Origin of the sequence: Paraburkholderia sp. DHOC27, assembly GCF_003429005.1 — a bacterium.
Taxonomy (GTDB): domain Bacteria; phylum Pseudomonadota; class Gammaproteobacteria; order Burkholderiales; family Burkholderiaceae; genus Paraburkholderia.
In genome coordinates, this window is record NZ_QVQV01000012.1 from 1 (window position 1) to 14,264 (window position 14,264).

The window sequence follows — 14,264 nt, forward strand, 5'->3', positions numbered from 1 at the left end:
CGATCAGGAACACCACAAGGTGGACCTCACGCTGCAGGTCGATCCGAGCCGCCGCGTGTACGTGCGCCGCATCAACATCGTCGGCAACACGCGTACCCGTGATGAAGTGGTGCGCCGCGAAATGCGCCAGCTCGAAAGCTCGTGGTTCGATTCGAGCCGCCTCGCGCTGTCGAAGGACCGGATCAACCGTCTCGGTTACTTCACGGACGTGGACGTGACCACGGTGCCGGTGGAAGGCACGGCCGACCAGGTCGACGTGGACGTGAAGGTCACGGAAAAGCCGACCGGCTCGATCACGCTGGGTCTGGGTTACGGCTCAGGTGAAGGCCCGATCATTTCGGCAGGCGTGTCGCAGGACAACGTGTTCGGCTCGGGCACGAGTCTCGCGGTGAACGTGAATACCGCCACGACCTTCCGTACGCTGACGGTGACGCAGGTCGATCCGTACTTCACGGTGGACGGCATCAAGCGTATTACCGACGTGTACTACCGGACGAGCGAGCCGCTGTACTACTCCAACGTCACCGACACCAGCTTTCGCATCATCACGCTAGGAGCCGATCTCAAGTTCGGCATTCCGTTCTCCGAATCGGACATGGTCTACTTCGGAACGGGGGTGGAACAGAACCGGCTCGATGTGGATTCCACTACGCCGCAAAGCTACATCGACTACGTGAACTCGTTTGGACGCGTATCGAACAACATCCCCATCACGTTGGGCTGGTCACGCGATAACCGCGACAGCGCACTGGTACCGAGCCGTGGTTACTTCACGCAGTTCAATGCCGAATACGGTACGCCGATCGCCCGCACCACCTACTACAAGGCGGATCTCCAGGCGCAGTACTACTACTCATTTGCGCGCGGCTTCGTGCTAGGGCTGAATTTTCAGGGCGGCTACGGCAACGGCCTGGGTGGTGAACCCTATCCGATCTTCAAGAACTACTACGCAGGGGGGATTGGTTCGGTGCGCGGCTACGAGCCAAGCTCGCTGGGTCCGCGTGACGCCACGACGGGCGACCCGATTGGCGGCTCGAAGCTGCTGGTGGGCAATATTGAATTGACGTTCCCGCTGCCGGGGACGGGCTACGACCGCACGCTGCGCGTGTTCACGTTCGTAGACGGCGGCAATGTGTGGGGCACGGAAGGCAATAGCGTCGGCGCGAACGGCCTGCGCTACTCGTACGGTGCGGGTCTCGAATGGATTTCGCCAATCGGGCCGCTCAAGCTGGACTTCGGCCTGCCCATCGTGAAGCACGCGGGCGACCAGTACCAGAAATTCCAGTTTCAGATCGGCACGTCGTTCTGATGTGCAGCGTGGCGTGACGCAATAGCGCGGCGACCGCGCGTCTGGCGCTTAATGCGGACGGCGATGCGCTTCGGCGAGCACGGCGCAGGTTTGCAGATGCAGTTGCAGCGCACGGCGTGCGACGGCGGCCAGACGGCCCAGCAAGCTGGTGGAAGCGGTTGCGGACGTGGCGGAGGTGCTCTGGCTCATGGTGAGATCCTTGGTTGTTCAGGTTAACTACCTAGGTAATAACCCTGATTATAACCCCGCTACGCCGCAACGCAACAAATCAATATAGCGTACTACCCCGCGTTGCCCGGTAAGCCTTTAACTACGGGCGGGAGCCGCCCGCGGTCCGTAAAAAAATCACGAAAAAAGGCCTACTGACCTCCAGACTTACCCGAATCCTCAGCACAGCATGGTGCGTCGCACCAAACGCGCGCCGCGCCTCTTCCCGTAAGGTCTTGCACCACCATGAGGCAAGTCACGGCTGCCGCAGCGCACCAAAAGCGCTTTCTTGACTCCCGTCTCCGCCACTGCTGTACTAAATAAAACAAAGTGATTTAGTCGATCCAGCAGACCGAACGGCTGCACGGCGCAACAACCCGCGCGCCGCACGCCCATCGTCTTTGGATCGCGATTGGAGTCATCGCATCGCCGTCGCACACATCGCCGTCGCACACATCGTCGTCCAGAACATCGTTGTCAATAACCCGGAGGAGCATTCCCATGAATCAGACATCCCGCAGGCATCCCGTGGTCCGGCGTCTCGCCGTGTTGGGCGTGGCCGTTTCCGCCGTGTGGTGCGCCAGCGCCACCCTGGCGGCCGATCAGCCGGTCGTCGGCCTGATCACGAAGACCGACACCAATCCGTTCTTCGTGAAGATGAAACAGGGCGCCGACGCCGCTGCGCAAAAGGACGGCGCGAAACTGCTGACGGCAGCGGGCAAGTTCGACGGCGACAACGCCAGCCAGGTCACCGCCATCGAAAACATGATGACTGCGGGTGCCAAGGCGATTCTGATTACCCCGAGCGACACCAAGGCCATCGTGCCGAGCATCAAGAAGGCGCGCGCCGCCGGCGTGATGGTGATCGCGCTCGACACGCCGACCGAGCCGCAGGACGCCACCGACGCCCTCTTCGCCACCGACAACTTCAAGGCCGGCGTGCTGATCGGCCAGTACGCGAAGACCGCCATGAACGGCAAGCCGGCCAAGATCGCCACGCTCGATCTCGCGCCGGGCGTCTCGGTGGGCGTGCTGCGTCACAACGGCTTCCTGCAGGGCTTCGGCGTGAAGGAAGGTGACCCGGCGATCGTCTGTAGCCAGGACACGCGCGGCGATCAGGCCAAGGGTCAAACGGCGATGGAAAACTGCCTGCAGAAGAACCCCGACATCAACCTCGTCTACACCATCAATGAACCGGCAGCGGCCGGCGCGTATCGCGCGCTCAAGGCGGCCGGCAAGGACAAGGGCGTGATGATCGTGTCGATCGACGGCGGCTGTGAAGGCGTGCGTAACGTCAAGGCTGGCGCGATCGCTGCCACCTCGCAGCAGTATCCGCTGAAGATGGCCGGCCTCGGCGTGGAAGCCGGTGTCGCGTATGCCAAGACCGGCAAGAAGGTCTCGGGCTACACGGATACGGGCGTGACGCTGATCACCGACAAGCCGATGAGCGGCGTGGATAGCAAGGATACGAAGTTCGGTCTGGAAAACTGCTGGGGGCAATAAGCCGCCTCTGGTCGCAGGGAGACCCGCCCGCGGGTCTGCAATGGGTCCGCAACGGATCCACAACCGGTACGAAACGGGTCTCCCACAGTCTTGCCGCGCGGCCGCTGCGCCACGCTTTAGCATCGAGGAAATTCATCATGTCGACTCCCTCCACGCCGGCCGGCGCCCCACGCCGGTTCACTGACCGTCTGCCCTCTCTCGCCGAAATCGGTCCGCTCATCGCCCTCGTCCTCGCCTGCGCCTTCTTCATTTCGCAGAGCAACCGCTTTCTCTCGTTCCAGAACTGGTCGCTGATCCTGCAGCAGACCATGGTCGTCGCGGTGATCGCGATTGGCCAGACGCTGATCGTGCTGACGGGCGGCATCGACCTCTCGTGCGGCATGGTGATGGCCTTCGGCTCGATCATCATGAGCAAGTTCGCGGTCAATCTCGGCGTGCCGCCGATCCTCGCCATTGTCTGCGGCATCGGCGCGAGTGCGCTGTTCGGCGCGGTCAATGGCCTGCTGATCACGCGCATCAAACTGCCCGCCTTCATCGTCACGCTCGGCACGCTGAATATCGCCTTCGCGCTCACGCAGATCTATTCGAACGCCGAGAGCGTCTCGAACCTGCCCGACGCGATCATGTTCCTCGGCAACACCTTCAAGATCGGCCCGGCGGACGTGACCTACGGCACCGTGCTCACGCTGCTGATGTATCTGGCCACCTGGTTCGTGCTGCGTGACACGGTGCCGGGCCGGCATCTGTATGCGCTCGGCAACAACGCCGAAGCGGCGCGCCTGATGGGTCTCTCGTCGCAACGCATCCTGCTGACGGTGTACACGCTGGCCGGCGCCATCTACGGCATCGCCGCGCTGCTGTCGGTTTCGCGCACGGGGGTCGGCGATCCGCAGGCGGGTCAAACCGAAAACCTCGACAGTATTACGGCCGTGGTGCTGGGCGGGACGAGCCTGTTCGGCGGCCGCGGGTCGATTGTCGGCACCTTGCTCGGCGCGCTGATCGTCGGCGTGTTCCGCAACGGTCTGACGCTGATCGGCGTGTCGTCGGTGTACCAGGTGTTGATCACGGGCTGCCTCGTGATTCTCGCCGTCGCCGCCGACAAACTTTCCCATCGCGGCGCTCGTTGATCCAGGAGTCAGTCATGTCCACACCTCAATCTGTCGCTGCTACGCCCGTCCTCCAGGCACGCGGCCTCATCAAGCGATACGGTCACGTCACCGCGCTCGACGGTTGCGATTTCGAAGTAATGCCCGGCGAGATCATGGCGGTGATCGGCGACAACGGCGCCGGCAAGTCGTCGCTGATCAAGGCGCTCTCCGGCGCGACCGTACCCGACGAAGGCGAGATCCTGCTCGACGGCAAGCCGGTCAAATTCCGCAGCCCGCTCGATGCGCGCGAGCAAGGCATCGAGACCGTCTATCAGGACCTCGCGGTAGCGCCCGCCATGAGCATCGCCGAGAACCTGTTTCTGGCGCGCGAACTGGTCAAGCCGGGCTGGCGCGGCTCGCTCTTCAAGATGATCGACAAACGCCGCATGCTCGAAGAGGCCACCGCGCACATGAAGGGCTTGCAGATCGGCATCCGTTCCATGCGCCAGGCGGTCGAAACGCTCTCCGGCGGTCAGCGCCAGGGCGTGGCCGTGGCACGCAGCGCCGCCTTTGCGCGGCACGTGGTGATTCTCGACGAACCCACGGCGGCGCTCGGCGTGAAGGAAGGCAACATGGTGCTCGAACTGATCCGCAAGGTGCGCGAGCGCGGTCTCCCAGTGATCCTGATCAGCCACAACATGCCGCACGTGTTCGAGGTGGCCGACCGCATCCATATCCAGCGGCTCGGCCGGCGCGCCGCGCTGGTGAATACGAAGGACATCCATATGTCGGAGGCCGTTGCCATCATGACCGGCGCGAAGGAAGCGGACGTCAAGGCCATCGCATGACGCGCGCCCCCCGTTGAGCGCGGCCGGCCATGAACAGCCACGGCACGCCTTCACCGCTCAAGCGCACGGTCGGCTCGAATCAGGTCGGCATGCGGCAGTTCAACGAGCGGATCGTCCTGCAGGCGATCCGCCTGCATGGCCCGTTGCCGAAGGCCGACGTAGGCCGGCTCACGCGTCTGTCCATGCAGACGGTGTCGATGATCGTCGACCGTCTGATCGACGACGGCTTGCTGGCGCGCCAGGCGCGCGTGCGCGGACGCATCGGCCAGCCTTCCGTGCCGATTGCGCTGCGGCCTGAAGGGGCTTACACGATCGGCATCAAGGTGGGCCGCCGCAGTCTCGACGTGCTGGCAATGGACTTCACCGGCCAGGTCTGCTGCCGCGACGTGCTGGAGTATGCGTACCCCGATCCACGGGTGCTGTTTCCCGCGCTCGAAAACAAGCTGGCCCGCGTCAACGAGACGCTCGGCGCGCGGGCGGGCAAGGTGGTCGGCGTGGGTGTGGCCGCGCCGCTGTGGCTCGGCGGCTGGCGCGATCTGCTGGGCGCGCCGCCCGATGCGCTGGAAGCGTGGGCGGATATCGACATCCGCACGCGGATTGCCGGCATGACCGGGCTGCCGGTGGAATTCGCCAAGGACACCACCGCCGCCTGCGCCGCCGAACTGGTGATGGGCCAGGGGCGCGGCATCCATAACTTTCTGTATCTGTTCGTCGGCACCTTCATTGGCGGCGGCCTCGTGATCGACGGGCGTCTGCATGGCGGCCCGCACGACAACGCCGGCGCGGTCGGCTCGATTCCGCTCGGCGCCGGGCGCGCCCGCAAACCGGCGCGTCAGTTGCTGCACAGCGCTTCCGGTTTCGTGCTCGAACAGATGCTCGCCGAGGCCGGCGCGCCCGCCACCGCCGCGCACGATCATCGCGCGCTGGCACCGGAGTGGTGGCGCGTGACCGAACAGTGGCTCGACACGGCGTGCCCGGCTATTGCCGGTGCGCTAACCAACGCGACCGCGCTGCTCGATCTGGAGGCGGTGGTGATCGACGGCGAGCTGGACCGTCAACTGGTGCGCGAAATCATTCGCCGTACCGAGCGCGTGCTGGATGGCTTCGAGTGGGAAGGCATGGTGCGTCCGCAATTGCTGGAAGGCACCATTGGCGCGGACGCCCGGGCGATGGGCGGCGCGATCCTGCCGCTTTACGCGCATTTCGCGCCGGTGCACGAGCTGTTCCTCAAGCCCGCGACGGAAGTGGGGTTTTGAGCGAGACGTGTGGGCCTGCGGGCTGGTCCGCTTTATAGTAGCCGGTGTCGACCGTATGCCCGCCGTCCAGTACCCGCAACGACCCGCCGCTACAAGCTATTACGAGCCACTACCGTCCACTACCGTTCGTCTGCACTCACGCCAACCAGCCATGACCGACACCTCAGCCCAGCCCATCTACCGCGGTGTATTCCCCGTTGCGCCGACCATCTTCGACGAGCAAGGCGCGCTCGACCTGGAAGGACAGAAACGCTGCATCGACTTCATGATCGACGCGGGTTCCAACGGCATCTGCATTCTGGCGAACTTCTCCGAGCAGTTCACGCTTTCGGATGACGAACGCAATACGCTGATCGACGTGGTGCTCAAGCACGTGGCCGGTCGCGTGCCGGTGATCGTCACCACCACGCATTACAGCTCGCGCCTGTGTGCCGAGCGCAGCCGCCGCGCCCAGGACAGCGGCGCCGCGATGGTCATGATCATGCCGCCTTACCACGGCGCGACCTTCCGGGTGGGCGAGCGCGGCATCTACGAGTTCTACAGCACGGTTTCGGATGCGATCGACATTCCGATCATGATCCAGGATGCGCCGGCCGCGGGCACGCCGATGTCGGCGGCCTTTCTGGCGCGCATGGCGCGTGAGCTGCGCAACGTGTCGTACTTCAAGATCGAAGTGCCGCAGGCGGCGGTGAAGCTGCGCGAACTGATCGAACTGGGTGGCGACGCGATTGTCGGTCCCTGGGACGGCGAAGAAGCCATCACGCTGATGGCCGATCTCGATGCGGGCGCAACGGGTGCGATGACGGCGGGCGGCTACCCGGACGGCATCCGCCAGATCGTCGACGCGTATGCTGCCGGCGACACGGAACAGGCCGCCGCGCACTATCAGCGCTGGCTGCCGCTCATCAACTACGAAAACCGTCAGGGCGGTCTCGCCGCCTGCAAGGTGCTGATGAAGGAAGGCGGCGTGATCCGCTCGGACGCCGTGCGCCATCCGCTGCTGCCCATGCACCCGGCCATCCGCGAGGGACTGCTAAAGATTGCCCGGCGCCTCGACCCGCTGGTGCTGCGCTGGGGCAAGTAACACGGCAAACTGGAAAAAACGGCGGTGCGCTTCGCCCCCGCGAACCGCACCCATTCGGGTCGAGCCGGCCGCGATACGTTGCCGGCCAGCCCGACCCTCATGCCGAATAGCACTACCTTGTTGCCTTCTTGACTGCTTATGATCGCCGGACCTTTGCTGTCCAGTCCGGCGTGGCGCTGCGCACGGCCATGCCCCGGCCCTGCAGCAGCACTGGTCACCTCTGCTACCCCCGCCCTCCCATCCCTGCACGGCTGCTGTTCGTGCCGCCGCAAGCTCGCGCAAGGACGCCTACCCCCACCTATACGGAGGCAGCCGTCGAATGGATGCAGCGAATGCAATCTGAAAGAGAGAAAAACCGGATTTAACGTCAGAGGGAAATTGAGTACCATAGGCGCGCACCCATCACCCAACTCTCCATGACCGCGAATACACGAGACTTGACGCCGGAAACGCTGACGGAACTGCTCGAACGCGTTGCCAAAGAGGACGCCACCGCACTTCGGGAGTTATATGATGTCGCCGCCCCGAAACTGTTTGGCCTTGCGCTCCGTATATTGAGCAAGCACGAGTGGGCCGAAGAAGTCCTGCAGGACAGCTTCGTCAACATCTGGCGTTTTGCGGGCGACTACCGGCGCGGTCTGTCGGCCCCCATGACGTGGATGTCGGCGATCGTCCGCAACCGTGCGCTCGATCACCTGCGGCGGGTCAACACGCAGGAAACAGAATGGAGTGATGCGTTGGACGATCTTGTGGCAACGGGGGATCCGGATCCGGAAACGTTATCGGCCGTGAGCATGCAGGCACGGCTACTGGACGGATGCATGCAGCAACTGGAACCGGCGCAGCGCCAGGCTGTTGCGCTCGCCTATTTGCGTGATCAAAGCCACAGCGAGATTGCCGAAACGCTAACCGTGCCGCTCGGCACCGTGAAGTCGTGGATTCGCCGCGGCCTCAGCAAGCTGAAAAGCTGCCTGGGGGGTGCGTGATGAACCTCACTCGCTATCCTCAACTCGTGGACCTGCTGGCCGCCGAATACGCGCTTGGCACCTTGCGCGGTGGCGCGCGGCGTCGGCTGCAACGCTATGCGGAGAGTGACACCACGATCCGCCAGTCAATCGAAGAATGGCAACAGCGGCTCGCACCGATGGCCGAACTCGCGCCCGCGCGCATGCCGTCGGCGGCGGTGTGGGAGGCCATCGAGAAACGCCTTGGACTCGCTGCGGCGCGCAGTGCAGCCGTCGAGCGTCCGGCGCAGCCGGTCCCGCCGGCGCGCAACTGGTACGACAATCTGGCCTTCTGGCGCGGCTGGGCCATCGCGACCACCGCGTTCGCGGCCATCGCCGTGGTGGTGGCCGTGCGCACCTTGCTGCAACCGGGCACGGGCGCACCGCCTGCGCAAACCGTCGCGCAGCAACCTGAAACGCTGGTCTCGCACGTGGCCGTGCTCAACAACAAGGACGCGCAGCCGGTCCTGCTGGTGGCTTGGGATAAGGCCCACGCCACCATGAGCCTGCATCGCCTCGGCGACGTTGCGTTGCCGCCGGGCAAGGCGATGGAACTGTGGGGCATTCCGGCGAGCGGCCATCCGGTGGCGCTCGGCATGATGCCCGACAGCGGCAACGGCAAGGTCACGGCGGGCCAGCAACAGCCCGAGAGCTACGCGGCACTGGCCGTGTCGATCGAAGCGCCGGGCGGCTCGCCGAACCCCAATGGCCCGACTGGTCCGGTGGTATTCAGCGGCAAGCTGCTGCCGGTATCCTGAGCTGCGCTGTCTGACCTCTCGCTTCGGTGTCCGTTTTGCAGACGGGCACCGAAGCCTCCACATTCTTTGGTATGCAAAGCTTTTACGAAGCCAGCGTCGTTCGGCCTGAACGCGCACGTCTGTCCGGCCGTGTTTCGGCGCAGGTGTGCATCATCGGCGGCGGTTTAGCGGGACTCTCCACGGCGCTAGGCCTCGTCGAGCGCGGCGTGCGCGATGTCGTCGTGCTGGAAGCACAGCAAGTGGGCTTTGGCGCGTCCGGCCGCAATGGCGGCTTCGTGTTCGGCGGCTACAGTCTGGATTGTGCGGACCTGCTGCGCATCCTCGGACCTGATCGTGCACGCGAACTCTATACACTGACCACCGACGCCGTCGATCTGATGCGCCGGCGTATCGAGCGATACCACATTGCCTGCGACGCCACCCATGCCGGCGTGATACTCGCCAACTGGTTCGATGAACCGGCGCGGCTCGACACGCAACGTCGTTTGATGAAGGACGCGTTTGGGGTGGAATGGGAACCCGTGTCCGTTGCCGAACTCGCCACGCAGCTCAAGACGCGTCGCTATCACGGCGGTTTGTTCGAGCGCAACGCGTTCCACTTTCATCCGTTGAAGTATGTGCTGGGCGTGGCCGATGCCGTCTCTGCCGCAGGCGCGCAGATCTACGAGCACTCGCCGGTCATCCGGCTTGAGCCACAAGGCAGCGGCTTCGTCGTACACACGGCGGCGGGGAGTGTCGAGGCACAGCATGTGGTGATGGCGGGCGGCGGCTACGCGCGCAAGGTATATGCGCAAGTGGAGCGCGCGGTGCTGCCCATTGCCACCTACGTAATGGCCACCGAACCGCTCGGCGCTCGCCTGAACGACGCGCTCGAAACTTCTGCCGCGGTGTACGACACGCGCTTCGCGTTCGACTACTACCGTCCTCTGCCGGATACGCGCATCCTGTGGGGTGGTCGCATCTCGGTACGCGATCGCGAACCGCAAGCGATTGCCCGGCTGCTACGGCGCGATCTGTTGAAGGTGTATCCGAAACTCCGCGACGTGCGCATCGAGTATGCGTGGGGCGGCCTGATGAGCTACGCGCGGCACAAGATGCCGCAGATCGGCCGGAACGCAGATGGCGTGTGGTACGCGGTGGGCTTCGGCGGACATGGCATGGCGCCGACCACGGTATCGGGTGAATTACTGGCGGCTGCTATCTCTGGTGAGCGCGCGGTGCCGGAGGCGTTTGCGCGGTTTGGGCTGACGCCTGCGTTCGGCGCGGCTGGGCTGGTTGCCGCGCAGTTGACGTACACCGCGATGCAGACACGGGATGCCTTGGCGGAGCGCAGAAAAAGGCGTGATTAAGCGCGCCCCGGCACCACAAAGCCCGATTTTCGACATGCTAGAATGCGCCCGTCATCGCCGCTGAAACAGACAATGAAAAAAGGAAGCAAAGCCGCCGCGCCCGCCACTACCGGCACCGCCTCCGAAGCCCGGCGGTCCGACGCGCGCGGCAACGATAGCCGTCGCAAGTACGATCCGGAGGAGACCCGGCGCAATATCCTCGACGTCGCCACCCAGGAGTTCTCCGCGATGGGGCTGACGGGCGCGCGAGTGGATGCCATCGCCGAGCGCACCAACACCACCAAGCGCATGCTGTATTACTACTTCGAAAGCAAGGAAGGCCTGTATCAGGCTGTGCTGGAGAAAGTGTATGGCGACATCCGGGCGCTCGAACAGGACCTGCATGTCAGCGAACTCGATCCCATCGAAGGCATGCGCAAGCTGGTCGAATTCACCTTCGATTACCACGACCGTCATCGCGATTTCGTGCGCCTCATTACCATCGAGAACATCCACGGCGCGAAGTTCGTCGAGCAGTTGAAGACCTTCAAAAGCAGTAACGCGAGCGTGATTCACAGCATCGAAGATCTGCTGGCGCGCGGCGTCGCATCCGGGCAGTTTCGCAACGACGTCGATGCGATCGACCTGCATCTGATGATCAGTTCGATGTGCTTTCACCGCATCGGCAACCGTCACACCTTTGGCACGGCGTTCGGCCGCGATCCGTCGCACCCGCGTTTGCGCACGCGGCATCGCGCGATGACCGTCGACGCGATATTGCGGTTCCTGCGCAACGAGGCGCCGGCGGCAAGCTGATCCGCCTCGCGCATCCACACAGCACGTCGACAAAAAGGCCACCGGCGCTTCAATGCCGGTGGCCTTTTGCATTACGTCAGACGGTTGCGCGTTACTCCGTCATCACGATCCGCTTGATATCCCCGACGATAAAGATGTACGACAGCGCGCCGATCAACGCGATCACGCCGATGAACACCAGCGCCCCCACGAACGAGCCGGTCGCGGCTACGATGAAGCCCACTGCCAGCGGTGTGATGATGCCGGCGAGATTCGCTGCGAAGTTGAAGATGCCGCCGGTGACGCCGAGCAGACCATCCGGCGCGATGTCCGAGACGAGCGTCCAGCCAAGCGCCGCCATGCCCTGCGCGAAGAACGCCACTGACAGAATCACGATCACGGTGACATTGCTCTCCACGTAGTTGGCGAGAATGATGGTCGAGGCGAGCAGCAGACCGGCGATGATGGGCAGCTTGCGCGCCACGTTCACGGAAGTGCCACGCCGCAGCAGCCAGTCCGAAAACGTGCCGCCGAACATCACACCAATCGACGCGGCAATGAACGGCAGGATCGCGAAGAAGCCGATCTTCAGCCAGGCCATGTGACGTTCGGTGGCGAGGTAGGTCGGAAACCACGTGAGGAAAAACACCAGCGTCGAGTTGCCCGCGAACTGCCCCAGGCAGATGCCGCTCAATTGTCGATGCTTGAGCAGGCGGCCAATCGTGCGCCATTCGAAGCCGCCCTTCGTGCTCTTCGTGCTTTTAGTGCCCTTCTCGTTCGTCGTGGCATCGCCCTCGTCTTTCTTGCGATGCGTGAGCCCGCCACCCGCTTCGATGTATTCGAGTTCAGCCGCGTTAGCAGATGGATGATCGCGCGGCTCGCGATAGCAGATCCACCAGATCGCACCGAACACGAGGCCCACGGCGCCCACCACGTAGAACAGCGAACGCCAGCCGTACGCCCCCATCAGCGCGAACAGGAACGGACTGAAAAACGCCAGCCCGATATATTCACCGACGGTGTAGGTGCCGGTGGCCATCGCCCGTTCGCTTTGCGGAAACCACGTGGCCACCACCCGGCTATTGGCCGGAAAACACGGCGACTCCGCGACGCCCAAGCCGAGCCGGAACGCCAGCAGCGGCGCAATACCATGCACGAGTCCTTGCGCGAGCGTGAAGAGCGACCAGAACGTCATCGAGAGGAAATAGGTCAGCTTGCTGCCGAAGCGGTCCAGGAACAGGCCGCCTGGAATCTGCGAGGCCACGTAGCTCCACGAGAACACCGAGAACAGCAGCCCCATCAGCGCCGCGTTGATGCCGAGTTCTTTCGTCAACTGCGGTGCCGCGATGCCGAGCACCGTGCGATCGAGGTAGTTGATCATGGTGCCGATCGCGAGCAGCGCGAGAATGCGATAACGCGCATTGGAACGGCGCATGGTCGCGCCTGCGGCACCGGCAGACGCCGTGGCGCCGCTCGACAGATCGTCGTGGGTGGGGTGAATGGGTTGCGGCATCTGCGTCTCCTACATGTCTTTTCAATGATCTGTACGACTGATCAATCAATATCGATCAGCGTTGCAGCAGCGACTGGAAGTGCGCAAACATCCGCTCGGCGTCCGGTTCCAGTCCGGTGAAAATGCGAAAGGCGTCCACCGCCTGATACACCGCCATGCCGCCACCGCTCAGCGTGCGGCATCCGGCGGCTTCGGCGGCCTGCAGCAGCGCCGTGCGGATCGGGAAGTACACGATATCCGCCACCCACAGGTTGCGATGCAGCAGTTCCGCCGGCAGCGGCAAGCCCGGCAGCTTTTCCATGCCGGTAGGCGTGGCGTGGATCAGGCCGTTTGCCTGCGCCACGGCGTCGCCGAGCGAGTCGCCGGCGCGTACGCTGGCCGTAGGAAAGCGCTGCTGCAATTCGTCGGCGAGGATGGCCGCGCGCGAGGCGTCGACATCGAAGAGCGTGAGCGTTTTCGCTCCCATCATCAACGCGGCATGCGCGACGGCCGCGCCCGCGCCACCGGCGCCCAGTTGCACCACGCGTTCCAGCGAGACATCCGGCAAGCCGCGTTTGAACGCACTCGCAAAGCCCGACCAGTCGGTGTTGTGGCCAATGCGTTTGCCGTCTTTCAACAGCACCGTATTCACCGCGCCCAACGCGCGTGCATCGTCGGAGAGTTCGTCGAGCAGTGGAATGACAAGCTGCTTGCACGGATACGTGACGTTCAGACCGTTGTAGCCCATCCGTTCGGCCGCCACCAGCAGTTCCGGCAACGCGGCGGGTTCGAGCTTGAGCGCGGCGAGATCGATGCGGCGGTACACATAGCGCAGGCCGAGCTGGCTGCCCTCCTCTTCGTGCATGGCCGGCGTCAACGAACCGCTAATGCCCGAGCCGATCAGCCCGACCAGATACGACTTGTTGTGCAGCGCGCTCATTGTGCTTTCCTCGTTTTCAGAATGGTGGCCATGCGTTCGAGCGCGAGCACATAGCCCTGCGTGCCGCAGCCAATGATGATCGCCTCGGCAATGGGCGAGACGAACGAATGATGACGGAAGGCCTCGCGGCGATGCACGTTCGAGATGTGCACTTCGATCACGGGCTTGTCGATGGCCGACAGCGCATCCGCAATCGCCACTGACGTATGCGTGTAGGCCGCCGGGTTGATGACCACGCCATCCACCTTGGTGCGCGCGGCGTGCAGCCAGTCGATCAACTGATGCTCGGCATTGGACTGGCAGAAATCCAGCGACAGGTCGAGCCGTTCTGCTGCATCGCGGCACATACGCGCCACGTCGTCGAGCGTTTCCGCGCCGTAGATGGCGGGCTCGCGCGTGCCCAGCAGATTGAGATTCGGTCCGTTCAGGACCAGTACCGATGCAAAACTCATGTCAGCGACTCCGGGAAATCGTCTCGGGCGTGTGCCCGCTGTGAGGACTTGCTGCCTTCAGCGCGCGGCCACTCTGGCCCACCGTAGCGCTAGTGTGCGCCAATCACCGGTGCACGTCTCGTGGGGTTTGTACGAATTTGTACGATCTAGTTAGTTTGTATAAACTTGCCAGCAATCGGATTAGAGTGGGTCAGTGTGGT

14 protein-coding genes are annotated in these 14,264 nt (G+C 63.8%); 10 read left to right on the forward strand and 4 right to left on the reverse strand.

Translation table 11 applies throughout. The features are described 5' to 3' along the window. Positions 1-1,309: outer membrane protein assembly factor BamA (bamA, locus tag D0B32_RS29440; RefSeq protein ID WP_117337859.1), on the forward strand; the 1,309-nt coding region annotated here is incomplete at its 5' end. Between the two features lie 48 nt (positions 1,310-1,357). Here the strand turns inward: bamA and D0B32_RS32730 are convergent. Next, positions 1,358-1,498: a hypothetical protein gene (locus tag D0B32_RS32730; RefSeq protein WP_181969948.1), complete on the reverse strand. Its 141-nt coding sequence runs from the start codon at positions 1,496-1,498 to the stop codon at positions 1,358-1,360. A gap of 519 nt (positions 1,499-2,017) precedes the next feature. Between D0B32_RS32730 and D0B32_RS29445 the strand changes: the two genes are divergently transcribed. The 9 genes from D0B32_RS29445 to D0B32_RS29485 all read left to right on the forward strand — a co-directional run bounded on the left by D0B32_RS29445 (position 2,018) and on the right by D0B32_RS29485 (position 11,201). After that, positions 2,018-3,019: a sugar ABC transporter substrate-binding protein gene (locus tag D0B32_RS29445; protein ID WP_117337860.1), complete on the forward strand. Its 1,002-nt coding sequence runs from the start codon at positions 2,018-2,020 to the stop codon at positions 3,017-3,019. A gap of 137 nt (positions 3,020-3,156) precedes the next feature. Then, on the forward strand, positions 3,157-4,146 hold the full coding sequence (locus D0B32_RS29450; protein ID WP_117337861.1) for an ABC transporter permease: 990 nt from the start codon (positions 3,157-3,159) through the stop codon (positions 4,144-4,146). 14 nt (positions 4,147-4,160) lie between these two features. Further along, positions 4,161-4,955 carry an ATP-binding cassette domain-containing protein gene (locus D0B32_RS29455; RefSeq protein ID WP_117337862.1) on the forward strand — a complete coding sequence of 265 codons (795 nt, stop codon included), beginning with the start codon at positions 4,161-4,163 and terminating at the stop codon, positions 4,953-4,955. Between the two features lie 29 nt (positions 4,956-4,984). Continuing rightward, on the forward strand, positions 4,985-6,211 hold the full coding sequence (locus tag D0B32_RS29460; protein WP_117337863.1) for an ROK family transcriptional regulator: 1,227 nt from the start codon (positions 4,985-4,987) through the stop codon (positions 6,209-6,211). Positions 6,212-6,362: 151 nt separating this feature from the next. Next, positions 6,363-7,295 carry a dihydrodipicolinate synthase family protein gene (locus tag D0B32_RS29465; protein WP_117337864.1) on the forward strand — a complete coding sequence of 311 codons (933 nt, stop codon included), beginning with the start codon at positions 6,363-6,365 and terminating at the stop codon, positions 7,293-7,295. Between the two features lie 437 nt (positions 7,296-7,732). Beyond that, positions 7,733-8,281: an RNA polymerase sigma factor gene (locus D0B32_RS29470; protein ID WP_404935618.1), complete on the forward strand. Its 549-nt coding sequence runs from the start codon at positions 7,733-7,735 to the stop codon at positions 8,279-8,281. Next, positions 8,281-9,057: an anti-sigma factor domain-containing protein gene (locus D0B32_RS29475; protein WP_117337866.1), complete on the forward strand. Its 777-nt coding sequence runs from the start codon at positions 8,281-8,283 to the stop codon at positions 9,055-9,057. Before D0B32_RS29470 ends, D0B32_RS29475 begins: the two co-directional genes overlap by 1 nt. Positions 9,058-9,128: 71 nt before the next feature. Then, positions 9,129-10,406: an FAD-binding oxidoreductase gene (locus D0B32_RS29480; protein ID WP_117337867.1), complete on the forward strand. Its 1,278-nt coding sequence runs from the start codon at positions 9,129-9,131 to the stop codon at positions 10,404-10,406. 72 nt (positions 10,407-10,478) lie between these two features. Continuing rightward, complete coding sequence (locus D0B32_RS29485; protein WP_117337868.1) at positions 10,479-11,201, forward strand: TetR family transcriptional regulator; 723 nt, start codon at positions 10,479-10,481, stop codon at positions 11,199-11,201. 91 nt (positions 11,202-11,292) lie between these two features. Here D0B32_RS29485 and D0B32_RS29490 read toward each other — a convergent pair whose 3' ends face one another. Genes D0B32_RS29490 through aroQ form a run of 3 tightly spaced genes read right to left on the reverse strand, consistent with a single transcriptional unit; the run spans position 11,293 to position 14,064 of the window. After that, positions 11,293-12,693, reverse strand: coding sequence for an MFS transporter (locus tag D0B32_RS29490; RefSeq protein WP_117337869.1), 1,401 nt, complete (start codon positions 12,691-12,693; stop codon positions 11,293-11,295). A gap of 55 nt (positions 12,694-12,748) precedes the next feature. Continuing rightward, positions 12,749-13,612 (reverse strand): shikimate dehydrogenase, encoded by an 864-nt coding sequence (locus D0B32_RS29495; RefSeq protein WP_117337870.1) that lies wholly within the window; start codon positions 13,610-13,612, stop codon positions 12,749-12,751. Continuing rightward, positions 13,609-14,064 carry a type II 3-dehydroquinate dehydratase gene (gene aroQ, locus D0B32_RS29500; RefSeq protein ID WP_117337871.1) on the reverse strand — a complete coding sequence of 152 codons (456 nt, stop codon included), beginning with the start codon at positions 14,062-14,064 and terminating at the stop codon, positions 13,609-13,611. Before aroQ ends, D0B32_RS29495 begins: the two co-directional genes overlap by 4 nt. Positions 14,065-14,264 lie beyond the last annotated feature (200 nt).

Bases quoted from the DNA above. Each gene is read 5' to 3' on its own strand.
- D0B32_RS29485 (WP_117337868.1), top strand. From the start codon at position 10,479: ATGAAAAAAGGAAGCAAAGCCGCCGCGCCCGCCACTACCGGCACCGCC.
- D0B32_RS29450 (WP_117337861.1), top strand. From the start codon at position 3,157: ATGTCGACTCCCTCCACGCCGGCCGGCGCCCCACGCCGGTTCACTGAC.
- aroQ (WP_117337871.1), bottom strand. From the start codon at position 14,064: ATGAGTTTTGCATCGGTACTGGTCCTGAACGGACCGAATCTCAATCTG.
- D0B32_RS29480 (WP_117337867.1), top strand. From the start codon at position 9,129: ATGCAAAGCTTTTACGAAGCCAGCGTCGTTCGGCCTGAACGCGCACGT.
- D0B32_RS29495 (WP_117337870.1), bottom strand. From the start codon at position 13,612: ATGAGCGCGCTGCACAACAAGTCGTATCTGGTCGGGCTGATCGGCTCG.
- D0B32_RS29465 (WP_117337864.1), top strand. From the start codon at position 6,363: ATGACCGACACCTCAGCCCAGCCCATCTACCGCGGTGTATTCCCCGTT.
- D0B32_RS29475 (WP_117337866.1), top strand. From the start codon at position 8,281: ATGAACCTCACTCGCTATCCTCAACTCGTGGACCTGCTGGCCGCCGAA.
- D0B32_RS29455 (WP_117337862.1), top strand. From the start codon at position 4,161: ATGTCCACACCTCAATCTGTCGCTGCTACGCCCGTCCTCCAGGCACGC.
- D0B32_RS29445 (WP_117337860.1), top strand. From the start codon at position 2,018: ATGAATCAGACATCCCGCAGGCATCCCGTGGTCCGGCGTCTCGCCGTG.
- D0B32_RS32730 (WP_181969948.1), bottom strand. From the start codon at position 1,498: ATGAGCCAGAGCACCTCCGCCACGTCCGCAACCGCTTCCACCAGCTTG.
- D0B32_RS29460 (WP_117337863.1), top strand. From the start codon at position 4,985: ATGAACAGCCACGGCACGCCTTCACCGCTCAAGCGCACGGTCGGCTCG.
- D0B32_RS29490 (WP_117337869.1), bottom strand. From the start codon at position 12,693: ATGCCGCAACCCATTCACCCCACCCACGACGATCTGTCGAGCGGCGCC.